This is a genomic window from Sulfitobacter sp. (assembly GCF_036961165.1).
GTDB lineage: Bacteria > Pseudomonadota > Alphaproteobacteria > Rhodobacterales > Rhodobacteraceae > Sulfitobacter.
This window is the reverse complement of sequence record NZ_JBALVJ010000081.1, coordinates 1-13,626: the sequence shown is the minus strand read 5'-3', so window position 1 is coordinate 13,626 and position 13,626 is coordinate 1. Positions and strand designations below refer to the sequence as shown.

Annotated in this window: 8 protein-coding genes; 3 read left to right on the top strand and 5 right to left on the bottom strand. The window is 56.4% G+C overall.

Annotated features, from left to right (window positions below; all coding sequences use genetic code 11):
- From V7730_RS19610 to V7730_RS19600, 3 genes are all read right to left on the bottom strand, one after another.
- Window positions 1-370 (bottom strand): type IIL restriction-modification enzyme MmeI (locus V7730_RS19610; protein ID WP_335749266.1); only part of this gene is annotated, 370 nt, incomplete at its 3' end.
- 226 nt (window positions 371-596) lie between these two features.
- Window positions 597-1,625, bottom strand: coding sequence for a tyrosine-type recombinase/integrase (locus tag V7730_RS19605; protein WP_335749265.1), 1,029 nt, complete (start codon window positions 1,623-1,625; stop codon window positions 597-599).
- Window positions 1,626-1,802: 177 nt separating this feature from the next.
- Window positions 1,803-4,655 carry a Tn3 family transposase gene (locus V7730_RS19600; protein WP_335749268.1) on the bottom strand — a complete coding sequence of 951 codons (2,853 nt, stop codon included), beginning with the start codon at window positions 4,653-4,655 and terminating at the stop codon, window positions 1,803-1,805.
- Between the two features lie 68 nt (window positions 4,656-4,723).
- Between V7730_RS19600 and V7730_RS19595 the strand changes: the two genes are divergently transcribed.
- From V7730_RS19595 to V7730_RS19585, 3 genes are all read left to right on the top strand, one after another.
- A complete protein-coding gene (locus V7730_RS19595) occupies window positions 4,724-5,548 on the top strand; it encodes an IS5 family transposase (RefSeq protein WP_335749264.1) in 825 nt (274 codons plus the stop codon).
- A gap of 315 nt (window positions 5,549-5,863) precedes the next feature.
- A complete protein-coding gene (locus V7730_RS19590) occupies window positions 5,864-6,376 on the top strand; it encodes a recombinase family protein (RefSeq protein ID WP_335749263.1) in 513 nt (170 codons plus the stop codon).
- Between the two features lie 6 nt (window positions 6,377-6,382).
- Window positions 6,383-6,901: a recombinase family protein gene (locus V7730_RS19585; RefSeq protein WP_335749267.1), complete on the top strand. Its 519-nt coding sequence runs from the start codon at window positions 6,383-6,385 to the stop codon at window positions 6,899-6,901.
- A 92-nt stretch (window positions 6,902-6,993) separates the two neighbouring features.
- Here V7730_RS19585 and V7730_RS19580 read toward each other — a convergent pair whose 3' ends face one another.
- Both V7730_RS19580 and V7730_RS19575 read right to left on the bottom strand, forming a co-directional pair.
- Complete coding sequence (locus V7730_RS19580) at window positions 6,994-12,018, bottom strand: beta strand repeat-containing protein (RefSeq protein ID WP_335749262.1); 5,025 nt, start codon at window positions 12,016-12,018, stop codon at window positions 6,994-6,996.
- Between the two features lie 273 nt (window positions 12,019-12,291).
- Window positions 12,292-13,173 (bottom strand): sulfotransferase family protein, encoded by an 882-nt coding sequence (locus tag V7730_RS19575; RefSeq protein WP_335749261.1) that lies wholly within the window; start codon window positions 13,171-13,173, stop codon window positions 12,292-12,294.
- Window positions 13,174-13,626: the final 453 nt, after the last annotated feature.

The following is a 13,626-nucleotide window of genomic DNA, read 5'->3' as shown; positions in this document are numbered from 1 at the left end:
CCGGGGTCAGTGTCCCGCTGTCTTGATCAACCGTGCACAGCGTGCCGTGACCCGATTGCTTGGGCGCGTCCTTGGCCAAGGACATTTCCAGCGTGTCTTTATCCTTGGTGTCAGGTGAAACGAATTGCTTGGCCTCAAGGATGAAATGGCCCTTTTTATAGAGGTCAATCCGGCGGTTTTTCTTGCGCCCTGTGTGGGTTTCCGTCACGGGCCGCTCAAAGCGATAGTCGAGAAAATCGCCGTCTTTGTCAGACACATGTGGGCGCGACACGCCAAGCAGGTTTGTCAGATCAATCGCAAAGGATTGCGCGGTGGCCATTTCGCTGCCACCGGACCCGATCCAACGCTCAAGGAAGTCTTCTACCTGCATAACCACCGCTCAAATAATCAAACCCGTTGAAACATAGGTTGCGCATGGATGACCGGGCCTTTCAATACCGTGACGCGCGCAACGTCACATTTCAACCGTACGGGGTGCGGATTCTGGATTACCGACTTTTGATCTTTGAATTGCAGACGTGGAAATTTTGCTTCCCACGCTGGTCCCGAATTGCTTGACCCTAAACTTTTGACCTCCCCCGCACGAATAAAGCCCTTCATGCTTTGGGAGACATAGCACCGATCAGCGCCATCTGGCGCTCGGTCGTCACTGGCAAATATGAGTTGACCGTGACGGCCATGCTTTCATGCCCCAAGTTCATCGACCATGCCTTGCGTTGCTCCATCGTCGAGCTGATCGCATCGCCGTATATAGTTAAAGTCTTGCGGAAGGCGTGTGGCGTATACTGTGGCAACTGGACGGATGCAAAAGCGCCCCGAATAATGGCGTTCAGCTTTGACGCGTTGGCATAGCACTCGCGTTTGAATCCTCTGTTGCACAGCCCTTTTCCCTCGACATAACCAATATCTGCCTTGGGAAAAAGCGGATCTTCTGGACCAAAGAATTTCTCATCCTGCAAATATGTGATCCATGCCGTGAAGCACTTGAGATAAGCGGCATCAACAGGGAAAAACTGACACATGATGTTTTTTGCGTTCTTGGTTTTCACTTCGCGCGCATCTTGGAAAACATGGCCCAGCTCAATATTGACGTGCTTGAGCTTGAGCGATGCCACAGCACCATCCCGCGCGCCTGTCAGCATGAAGAACGCAAAGAGCGCTTTGTCGCGTTTGTCGAACTGGTCCTCAAACGGCATCGCCTGAAATGCGTGTGCCGCCTGTTGCATAGAAGGATAAGGGATGGCGCGCTGGGCATGGGCCACCCTGCCCGCCTTGAGCGTGTTGTTGAAATACTCGACGTCTGGATAGGTCAGCACACGCTTGAACCCCTCGCGACTGACTAGCCAATGAAAGAACCCTTTGACCAGCCGCAAGGTGGCGTCGACCGTAGAGAAAGCCAGCGGCTTGCCCGTCTTGGCGTTCTTTTGCTTGGCCAGATAGGCCTTGAAGTCCGCCGCCTGCTGGCGATGGAATTTCTTAAAAGGTTTTGTTTTAGTACTGTCCTCGAATTGGTGGAGTGCCGCCATCACCTTATCGATAGACTTCTCATCCTGCCCTTTGGCATGGCGGAGATAGGCGGCATAATCGTGTTTGATGCGCTCGTTTTCTTCAACGTGTTTTGCCATGGTCTGATCCTCTTTCCGATCCTTGTTTTGCCCGATATTTCCGGCAGATTACGCGACCCGCCGGAAGTGATGTTACACGTTAGGTTTGTGGGGTTCTCTTAGGCGTCGTGTTCCCTGCAAAGCCGCTCATAGGGGTCCGCTCCGGTAGAGGGCAGAATAGTACGTTAAGCTCCTCGGTCACTGTTTTGGCCACCTGTACTCGCCCGTGATGAGGATATGTGCCCATCCAAGAGGAGAGATGTGTGCTAGAAGCGCTGCAGAACAGTCCAGACCTGCACGTTTTCGCAGTGCGACAGCCTTCCCAAGCTGATCTGTGTTCCAATATATTATGATGGCGGCAAGAAGGTTCAGACCCGCCATGCGGTAATGTTGGCCCTCAGATGTACGATCCCTGATCTCCCTCTGCCGTCCGATACGCAGGGCGTTTTTAAGCGCATGGTGTGCCTCACCTTTATTCAACCCAATTTGCGCACGTCGCTGCATGTCAGCATCAAGCAGCCAATCGATGATGAAGAGTGTCCGTTCAATCCGTCCGATTTCACGAAGGGCGATGGCAAGATCATGCTGACGTGGATGGGCGGCGAACTTTCGCAGGAGCTGGCTGGGCGGCATGACACCAGCCACCATGGTTGCCGCACTTCGCAGGATATCAGGCCAGTTTGTCACGATCGTGCCTTCTCTGATTTTGCCGCCAATCAACCCCTTCAATTCCTTTGGGACGCTGCCTGGATCAAATACATATAGACGTTTTGACGGCAAATCCCGAATGCGCGGGATGAACCGGTATCCAAGAAGGGACGTCACAGCAAAGACGTGGTCGGTGAAGCCGCCGGTATCAGCGTATTGCTCGCGCACTTTCAGACCTGTTTCATTCATCAGCAAGCCATCAAGAATGTATGGGGCCTCACTTACTGTCGCTGGTATATTCTGGGTGGCGAATGGCCCAAACCGATCAGAGACATGGGTGTAGGCTTTCAGCCCTGGGTCATTGCCATATTTTGCATTGATGAGATTCATGGCCTCACCCTGACGGGTTGTGAGAAAAAACTGTCCATCACTAGATGCGGTCACGCCACCGCCCCAGAACTGAGCCATGGGTAAGGCAGATTGTGCCTTTATCACCGTGTCCAACGCCCTATTGATGGCATCACTTTCGATATGCCAGCTTGATAGGCGCGATAGCTGGAAATAGTCATGCGTGTTGGTGGCGTCGGCCATTTTACTCAGACCAAGGTTGAGTCCTTCTGCGAGCAGTACATTCAAAAGACCAACTCTGTCTTTGCAGGGTGCGCCTGTGCGCAGATGGGTAAAAGCATCCGTCAAGGCTGTGGCCTTTTCCACATCCAGCAACATGTCTGTAATCCGCACATCCGGAAGACGCCGGTAGAGATCGAGAACAAGTTCATCTGCCTCAGCAGGAACGGCGGCGGTCAGGCGGTCAATTTTCAGGATGCCATTCTCAATGGAGCCGCCCGGAATGGCACCGGCTTTGGCGGCAACGGCCAAGCGCTTCAAGCCATCGGCCATTAGTGCCTTGCGATCGTCCAACCATTCTACGGGATCGAATGGAACCGTCAACCGAGGCGTGGCCTTTGCCGCTTCAATAGGCACCAAAGCTTGCTTCAGATCGCCGTAGCGCCGTGAATGGGCCAGCCAGATATCCCCGGACCGGAAGGCATCACGCAGGTGAGACATCACGGCCACCTCCCAAAGTCGTTGGCCATCTGCCTCCTGAACGTTGAGATGACGGAACCATTTTGAATTGCGGCGTAGGAAGGTTGTCGGTCGCTCTAAGGTGCCTACATTTCCCTCGATAATCTTGGCGGCAGCCATCAGAGGTTCTGCAACCGACGCCGCTTTGATATCCAAGGCACGCAGCATTCGCGGCGCATAACGGCGGAACCGGTGACAACCCTGAACAACATGATTTAGAGGATCTGCGGACATCGTATCGCTTAACTGTGCCGCCGTTGCGACAAGGCTTTCGAGATTGTGCCACCCGCAAGCGGTTGTAACCGCCGGATCAAGAGGCGCATCATCTCCTTTGGCTTCGAGCAACGCCGTGCCCAGACGTTTAAAAGACCGCAGCGTTTCCTGCAAAGATGCCTTCGCGTTGTTGACCTGTACGTCGCACGACCTCTTAGCATCCCGCCAGATTTTGCCGACAATGCGATCATGGTTTTCCACTATGGCATCAGCAATGGAAGCGCGCCATTCCACGGCGCAAACTGCAAGAATTGCCAGCCGCCGGTTGCTGGAAATATCCCGCAAGCCATCTGTAAAATAGCGCTTACCCTGGCGACGAAGGCGGGTGATTTGATGTGGTGGGACGCCGTCCATCACATCAAGTGGAGGCATTATTCCTTGTAGTAATTCCAGTCGATCCAGCAGTCGGTTGATGTCCGCAGAGTTTTTGCCAACCTCAAATTGGCGCAACCAGATAAACTGGCTAACCTGGGCGTCAGCAGTTTTGGTCAACAAAACATCAAGCTGGTCCTTCACCACATCAGTCAAGCGTTCAACAATACGCGTTTTAATCCGCCGTTCAGCGGCGACAAGGGCGTCCGCGCACAGGCGCTCTATAACGGATATTCCCGGTAAGATCGTATGGCTTCGACGGCATTCCTCAATGAACTTATGTGCCAAATCCATGTTTGAACGAGCTATTTCGGCCTCATGCTCAAGCCACCCCTTTAAATCGCGAGCGCCGCCGCCAGAGAACATCTTGTACCCGTAAATGGCACGAAGGTCTGCAAGGTGTTCGCGCCGTGTTTCCAATCGATGCGCATAGCGCATGAGATCAACCGACTTCAGACCAAGCTGTGCGGCAAGGTACTCAGTAATTTCTGCGGGGATGGTTTCATCTGCGGACAACAACCGTCCTGGATATCGGAATGCGCAAAACTGCAAGGCAAATCCAAATCGATTGTGGGGCCGACGGCGGGATCGGATGTATTCGATATAATCATCGGCCAACGTGTAATGCCGGAGTAAAAGTCCTTCATCTGTAGGCAAGTCTAAGAGCCCGATTTAAAACTATTTGAGTGAGTTCAGTGGTTTGTATTTCTGTTCGGTTGTGAAGCTGAATGGAGATCACAATGGCTTGGACTGAACTCACCCGCCGTCAACATGACCGAAAAGGCGATAAATACGCAAGCGATATGAGGGACGCGGAATGGGCGTTGATAGCGCCTTCGATGTCGCCGCCGAAGACAACTGGTCGGCCCCGTACGACATGTTTGCGCGACGTGGTCGACGCACTCCTCTACATTGCAACTACCGGATGCCAATGGCGTATGTTGCCCAACGACTTCCCGCCGGTTTCAACGGTTCGGGGCTATTTCTACGCGTGGCGCGATGACGGCTTGCTTGATGAGATGAACCAGAAGCTGGTCGAAGCTGCGCGTCTGGCCGAGAACCGCAAAGCCCAGCCAACGGCAGGGGTCATAGATAGCCAGAGCGTAAAAACCACTGAAAGCGGTGGTATTAGGGGCTATGATGCGGGCAAACGGATCAAGGGCCGCAAGCGCCACATCGTAACCGACACGGTTGGATTACTGATAGGCTTGGTGGTCCACAGCGCCGGAATTCAGGATCGGGATGGCGCACCCGATGTGCTGAAAGCGATCGCCTCGCGCTATCCATCATTGCGACATGTATTTGCGGATGGCGGGTATGCAGGGCCCAAACTGCGGGACGCGCTAAAGGCCCTCGGCCGATGGACCGTCCAGATCATCAAACGCTCTGACACCGCGGAGGGCTTTCAGGTGCTGCCGCGACAGTGGGTCGTCGAGCGCACCTTCGCCTGGCTGAACCGATGTCGCCGCCTATCGAAAGATTGGGAAAAATCCATCGCAAGCGCAGAGGCTTGGATCCTCATCGCACACATCAGACGCGTTACACGGCATCTCGCAAGGGATTGAGAAGGTTCAGTTAGTTTTGAATCAGACTCTAAGAGGGCCGCGCGTTGGCGGTCGCTCAGAATCTGGCGTCGTGGCATATTAATAGTCCTTTGAAGAGCATTGTGACGTGTCCGTAAGAGGTTCGCGCACCGGACAGTTTTGTAGTTGGATTGAAACTCTGCAAAACAGACCTCAAAAGCGTCTCATATAAATGGTACAGAAGGATTTGCAAAAGCAGCCTCCTATAAGTACACTTCTCCCATGGAAAATGCCCTCATCGGATATGCCCGCTGCTCCACCGACAAACAGGACCTGTCAGCCTAACGACAGGCGCTTTTGGAATTGGGTGTCGCGGAAGACCTCATCTACACAGACCACGGTTTGACCGGTACAAACCGCGCACGCCCCGGCCTGGACCAGGCGCTCGCCGCCGTTCGGGACGGTGACACATTGGTCGTGCCTAAGCTTGACCGATTAGCCCGATCCGTACCTGACGCCCGCGCCATTGCCGATCAGCTTGAAACGAAGGGCGTAAAGCTCGCTCTGGGAGCCTCGGTCTATGATCCATCAGATCCGATGGGAAAGATGTTCTTCAACATCCTCGCCACATTTGCGGAATTTGAATCAGACCTCATCCGAATGCGTACCCGAGAGGGCATGGCCATCGCCCGTGCCAAAGGGAAATTACGCGGAAAACAGCCCAAACTATCTGAAAAACAACAAAAAGAGCTTGGACGCATGCATGGAACAGGGGAATATTCGATCAGCGACCTCGCCGAAGTGTTCGCGGTTTCCAGGGCAACCGTTTACCGAACTTTAGAGCGCCTCAGAGCTAAAGAAGCTCCTTAGCGTACTATCCTGCCCCCTACCGGAGCAGACCCCATCTTCAAAGAAACCGCTTCTGGAACCTCTGCAAACAGAAGCGCCCGCAATCGACTAATCGACCTAGCTCAGGCGCGTAAAGTCGATGCAATCCTAGTGACGGAGCTTTCCAGATGGGGGCGATCTACCCAAGATCTTCTGGACACGATGAACAAACTGGCAGGCTGGAAGGTCTCGGTCGTGGCGATGAGCGGCATGACTTTTGAACTAGAAACACCACACGGTCGGATGATGGCCACCATGCTGGCGGGTATCGCACAGTTTGAGCGAGACTTACTCAGCGAAAGGGTAAAATCAGGGTTAGCTGCCGCACGCGCACGCGGGAAAAAACTTGGCAGACAGCGAGGGCAGAGACCCAAATCCGACAAACTCACACCGACCGTAATCCAAGCTGTCAGCGAAGGGCGCAGCTACCGCTGGATAGCGCGAGATCTCGGCATCAACAAAAATACCGTCCTGGATATCGTGAAGCGACATCGCGAAAACCCTTAGGGTGTCATTCTGCCCCCTACCGCACTCGACCCCATACCGTCCGCCAAAGTGCTGTGGTGGACGACATGGGGCGTCGTTTGGTGAGATCGGGATCAGAACACGAAGAAGTCGGTCTCGTCTATGGTGAGGTTGCTTTGTAGCCGGGCAAATTCGATTGCGTCCACGCCCCCGAGACCATCGGCATCGTAAAAAAGTCGCCCGGTGTCGGTTTCGTAAATGATCCGGTCCGCGGCGTCTTCTGCAACGCCGGTCAGATTGGCACGGTAATCTGACGCCTGAAGGGACCCCAAAGTCAACGCCGCAAAATGCAGGTTGTTCATCTGTATCATGTCGCCTTCGGTGGCTGAGAAGTCCACAATCCGATCGACATTACCCCCGCCAAGCGCCGAGTTAAACACGAACGTGTCGCCACCTGCACCGCCGCGCAGCACATCATTACCTTCGTTGCCCGACAGCGTATCTGCGCCATCGCGGCCGTAGAGGACGTTGTTATCCGCATTTCCAATCAGCACATCGGCATGGTCAGACCCCATGGCCCGCTCGAAGCCCGACAGCACATCGCCATCCGCGTCGCCGCCCGAGGCCGATTGGAACCCCAAACCGTCGACGTTCAGATTGACCCTCACGCCCGCCGAAGACCCGACGTATTGCACCATGTCGTTATCATCGCCGCCGGACAGGATATCGCTACCTGCACCGCCGCGCAGCACATCATTACCTTCGTTGCCCGACAGCGTATCTGCGCCATCGCGGCCGTAGAGGACGTTGTTATCCGCATTTCCAATCAGCACATCGGCATGGTCAGACCCCATGGCCCGCTCGAAGCCCGACAGCACATCGCCATCCGCGTCGCCGCCCGAGGCCGATTGGAACCCCAAACCGTCGACGTTCAGATTGACCCTCACGCCCGCCGAAGACCCGACGTATTGCACCATGTCGTTATCATCGCCGCCGGACAGGATATCGCTACCTGCGCCGCCGCGCAGCACATCATTACCTTCGTTGCCGGACAGCGTATCTGCGCCATCGCGGCCGTAGAGGACGTTGTTATCCGCATTTCCAATCAGCACATCGGCATGGTCAGACCCCATGGCCCGCTCGAAGCCCGACAGCACATCGCCATCCGCGTCGCCGCCCGAGGCCGATTGGAACCCCAAACTGTCGACGTTCAGATTGACCCTCACGCCCGCCGAAGACCCGACGTATTGCACCATGTCGTTATCATCGCCGCCGGACAGGATATCGCTACCTGCACCGCCGCGCAGCACATCATTACCTTCGTTGCCCGACAGCGTATCTGCGCCATCGCGGCCGTAGAGGACGTTGTTATCCGCATTTCCAATCAGCACATCGGCATGGTCAGACCCCATGGCCCGCTCGAAGCCCGACAGCACATCGCCATCCGCGTCGCCGCCCGAGGCCGATTGGAACCCCAAACTGTCGACGTTCAGATTGACCCTCACGCCCGCCGAAGACCCGACGTATTGCACCATGTCGTTATCATCGCCGCCGGACAGGATATCGCCACCGGCACCGCCGCGCAGCACATCATTACCTTCGTTGCCCGACAGCCTATCTGCGCCGTCGCCGCCAATCAGCACATCCTGACCATAGTCGCCATACAACGTGTCGTTGTCGCTGCCACCCTCAAGGCTGTCATCGCCGGTGCCGCCGGTGAGCGTGTCATTGCCTGCCAGACCCATGATCGTGTCATTGCCGCCCAGCCCGTCGATCGCCTCGGCCATGGCGGTCCCAATGAGGTTGTCCGGCCCCTCGGTCGCACCCACAAACTCCACCGCGCCGATGTCGAGCGCGCCGATCACGCGGGCATTGCCGTTGGCATCCTGCGGCAGATCCTCGGCTGTGTTCATGTCGCCGTCGATGTCTTGCGTATCCGTAGGCAGCAGTGTGGCATTACCCGCGCCGATCAGCGCGCTGCCTTGCAAGATCGCCAGCGTCTGTGTCGTGCCGCCATTGTCGGCCAGCATCCCCAGCCCGGCATCGCCGCCACCGTTGATGTTGCCGCCGTTGTCGATGGCTATCATCTCGAACGTGCCGAAAAAGCTATGCGAGGCGGTGATGGTGCCGGATACGTCGTCATTGCCCGGGGTTGCCAACGCCCCGCCCGAGGTATTGCCCGCGACAACCGTGTTCACAAGGGTGAGATTGCTGGAACTAGAGTAGAGTCCACCGCCAGAGGTGTTAGCGGTTCCATCGCCATCCGCCAGATTGCCGATGATGGAACTGTTATGGATCGTGGCGCTGGAGAAGGCCGAAACAAAAAGGCCGCCACCAGCTGTATTCGTTACATTGTCATAGATAGTCACATTCGTAAGAATGGCCGTGCTGTTGAAAAGCCCCATCCCGCCACCGTGAAAGCCGCTGGAGTTTCCGGAAATAAGCGTGTTGATCATCGTCAGATCGGTGCCAAACACATCAATGCCGCCGGCTTCACTGAATGCGGTGTTGTCGGAAATCGTGCTGTCGGCGATGAGCAGGGTATTGATGTCAGTGGAGGCTATGCCGCCGCCTATGCGGCCCCCGCCATAGCTGCCCCCCGGGTTGCCCCCCGTGATCGTCAGGCTGTGCAGGGCGACATCGGTGGTCGCGCCCGTCAGCTGCATCACCCGGCTGGCATTATCGCCGTTCAGCGTGATGTCGGCGCGGTTGTCGCCGTTGGTGTCACCGTCGATTGTGACATCGCGGGTGATCAACAGCTCCGTGCCGTTCAGCACGATCACGCCGTCATCCAAACCCGCCGTGCTGCCGCCGGTGATGCCTGCGGCGAAAGTGATCGTGCCGCCGTCAGACACCAGCGAGAGTGCTTCGCGCAGCGACAGGTTGCCCGCGGAGAAATCGCCGTCCTCCACATCCGACAGCGTATCGACCACGATCTCGCCGTTGAATTCGGTTGCACCGATGTCGAGCGTGCCGATCGCCCGCGCGTTGCCGTTGGCGTCCAGCGGCAGATCCTCGGCTGTGTTCATGTCGCCGTCGATGTCTTGCGTATCCGTAGGCAGCAGTGTGGCATTACCCGCGCCGATCAGCGCGCTGCCTTGCAAGATCGCCAGCGTCTGTGTCGTGCCGCCATTGTCGGCCAGCATCCCCAGCCCGGCATCGCCGCCACCGTTGATGTTGCCGCCGTTGTCGATGGCTATCATCTCGAACGTGCCGAAAAAGCTATGCGAGGCGGTGATGGTGCCGGATACGTCGTCATTGCCCGGGGTTGCCAACGCCCCGCCCGAGGTATTGCCCGCGACAACCGTGTTCACAAGGGTGAGATTGCTGGAACTAGAGTAGAGTCCACCGCCAGAGGTGTTAGCGGTTCCATCGCCATCCGCCAGATTGCCGATGATGGAACTGTTATGGATCGTGGCGCTGGAGAAGGCCGAAACAAAAAGGCCGCCACCAGCTGTATTCGTTACATTGTCATAGATAGTCACATTCGTAAGAATGGCCGTGCTGTTGAAAAGCCCCATCCCGCCACCGTGAAAGCCGCTGGAGTTTCCGGAAATAAGCGTGTTGATCATCGTCAGATCGGTGCCAAACACATCAATGCCGCCGGCTTCACTGAATGCGGTGTTGTCGGAAATCGTGCTGTCGGCGATGAGCAGGGTATTGATGTCAGTGGAGGCTATGCCGCCGCCTATGCGGCCCCCGCCATAGCTGCCCCCCGGGTTGCCCCCCGTGATCGTCAGGCTGTGCAGGGCGACATCGGTGGTCGCGCCCGTCAGCTGCATCACCCGGCTGGCATTATCGCCGTTCAGCGTGATGTCGGCGCGGTTGTCGCCGTTGGTGTCACCGTCGATTGTGACATCGCGGGTGATCAACAGCTCCGTGCCGTTCAGCACGATCACGCCGTCATCCAAACCCGCCGTGCTGCCGCCGGTGATGCCTGCGGCGAAAGTGATCGTGCCGCCGTCAGACACCAGCGAGAGTGCTTCGCGCAGCGACAGGTTGCCCGCGGAGAAATCGCCGTCCTCCACATCCGACAGCGTATCGACCACGATCTCGCCGTTGAATTCGGTTGCACCGATGTCGAGCGTGCCGATCGCCCGCGCGTTGCCGTTGGCGTCCAGCGGCAGATCCTCGGCTGTGTTCATGTCGCCGTCGATGTCTTGCGTATCCGTAGGCAGCAGTGTGGCATTACCCGCGCCGATCAGCGCGCTGCCTTGCAAGATCGCCAGCGTCTGTGTCGTGCCGCCATTGTCGGCCAGCATCCCCAGCCCGGCATCGCCGCCGTTCTGGATGTTGCTGGTGAGTGTGTCGATGTTGGCGACCGTGGTGCCGAAAAAGCTGTTGGTGGCCGTGACTGTTGCGGAGGCTTCGGCAGACACATCCTCGGTTCCGGCGGTTCCGGCTGTGTTGCCGGCAATCACGCTGTTGATGATGGTGAGCGACCCGTTATGACCTGAGTTTTGAAAGATACCGCCGCCTGCACTGCCAGCGGAGTTGTTCGTGATTGTGCTGTTGAGGATCGTCAGGTTGTTGGGATCAAAGCTTGTGATCCCGCCGCCCGATGTGGACGCTGAGTTATTATGAATGGTGACATTGATAAGCGTTGCGGAGCCTTGCTGATCCGCATAGATCGCGCCACCGTTGCCGTTCGTGGCCGCATTACCGGTAAAGGTCGAATTGATTGCGGTGAACGTGCTTGCAAGCGTGTCTGAGCCATCAACATAGATCCCGCCGCCGCGGGCGGCGACGCTATCAGAAACGGTCGAATCCCGCAGTATGAGGTTGGTACCGGCTTCAGTCCGGATCGCACCACCACCGTCGACGACAAATCCTTGCGTCAAAGTCAGACTGAGAAGGGCGGCATCCGTGCCCGTGCCGGAAACTCTGAAGATGCGGCTGTCACCAGTATTTGCGGTGCCCGACCCGTTCGCATCGCCCGAAATGGTGATATCGGCGCGGTTGTCGCCGTTGGTGTCGCCGTCAATTATCAGATCGTCGGTGATCGTCAGTTGGCCCGTGGTGAGAGTTATCGTTCCGGTCAGCCCGCTCGCAAACTCGATCGTGTCTGCGATACCTACCGTGGCATTGGCATCCAGCACGGCCTGCCTCAGGCTGCCTGCGCCGGAATCGTTCAAATTGGTCACTGTAATAAGGGGCATTATTTGTATCCGGTACACAAATTTCTATGTCCGGTTGCAGTTGCAGCCGCCGGGCCAATTGAAAAAATGAAGATTGCTAAGGGTCTGTACGAAAACGTCTAATGCTTTTTTTTCTCATGAGGCAACAGACTTCTTCCCGACAAGGCAATAAACTACTCTGAGAACCCGCTGTCCCTATTGCAATGCTCATGTCTTTGCATGGCCCGTCTGCACATTCTGTCTCGCTGCAAGGACTGAGCCCGACCCTGCGGCGCCCGCCAGCGCGCGTCATTGCTACGGTGCGTCCGCCGGTCGGGTCGGCTCGGGCATCGATTCTTGTTGTGCCTCTGCCGGGGCGGCGACAATCCGGAAGGCGGCCGAGTTCGGGAGGTCCCGCCAGAAAGCGAGTTTCGAGTACCGCTCGAACAGGTCAGGCGGCAGGATCGTCTTGCGCGGCATCGGTGCTACCTCCGGCCGCACCCGGTGCAACCCGTCAAGCCCGAGCTGCGCATCGAACTCCGGCGCGTCATACGCGAGATTTTTGAAATCATGCTCGAACGGCTCCTCCCCCAGGAAGTCGTACAGAAGCTTGAACGTCTCGGCCGGACGCTCAACGATCAGATCGTATTCAAGAATGATGATCCTGTCAGCAAATTCGGAATAGCAGGCTTCCTTGAGCGCATGCCAAGGATAGCCCACAAGACGGTTCGCATGGGCCAGCGCCTCGATCCGGGTATAGACCGTTGACCGTTCGCCGGGGCTGTTGAAGAGCTTGGTGTTCTCGAAGGCGTTGTTGCGGAACTGCCGCTCCAGCGAGTCCATGATCCACGACAGATTTCGCACAAGGCAGATGACTTTGGAGTTGGGAAACAAACTCATCAGCGCGGGCAATTGCGCTGTCCATGACCGGCTTGTATCGAAAATAACTGGCGGTTCGTGGTCGGCGTAGTAACTGTCGAACAAACCGCGCAATATACGCGCTCGCTGTTTTTGATCGACCATCGTCGACAATTCACTGCCCGCCGAGACCTGCGCAATGACGCCTTCGAAAAGACCAGCAATCGGACTGGACATCCCCGCGTGAAACCGCGGGTTCTGACGCAGGATCGCAGAGGTCAGCGTCGAGCCCGATCGCGGCAGTCCGGAAATGAAATGGAAGGTTCTTGTTTCGGGCATTGCGCTGCTTTCTTTTCTTTGAATGTCGTTCCTGCGGCGTGGTATCTCATGGGCATGCCAGGCGGTCCAGATATTCCTGAACGCTTGGAATCTGTGCTCCGTCGCACTCATGTATCAGTCCAAAAAGATAGAAGGTCTTCTGCTTCCAAAGCTTTTTCTTCAGGCCTCTTCGAGGGATCTTCAGTCATCGGTATCTCCGGCAGCGATACTTGGAACATTGACTGATACATCCACGCCGCCAAGGGCATCAGAGTGAAAAATGGCACCAAGTTGGCCTTCAAATGCCGATCCGACGAGCCGATATCGGACTGCAGGTAACAAATTCTCGGACTATTGGGTTAAATAATTTCGGACTATTTTTAGTTAGTGATTGAAATTCTCACGAGAACTCATGTCGATATTACGACCAACGGTCTTGCATATCGAGCGGTCCAAAACTGTCGTTTTGGTCCG

Coding starts and splice junctions, on each gene's coding strand:
- V7730_RS19575 (WP_335749261.1), bottom strand. CDS start 13,173: ATGCCCGAAACAAGAACCTTCCATTTCATTTCCGGACTGCCGCGATCG.
- V7730_RS19595 (WP_335749264.1), top strand. CDS start 4,724: ATGGCTTGGACTGAACTCACCCGCCGTCAACATGACCGAAAAGGCGAT.
- V7730_RS19580 (WP_335749262.1), bottom strand. CDS start 12,018: ATGCCCCTTATTACAGTGACCAATTTGAACGATTCCGGCGCAGGCAGC.
- V7730_RS19605 (WP_335749265.1), bottom strand. CDS start 1,625: ATGGCAAAACACGTTGAAGAAAACGAGCGCATCAAACACGATTATGCC.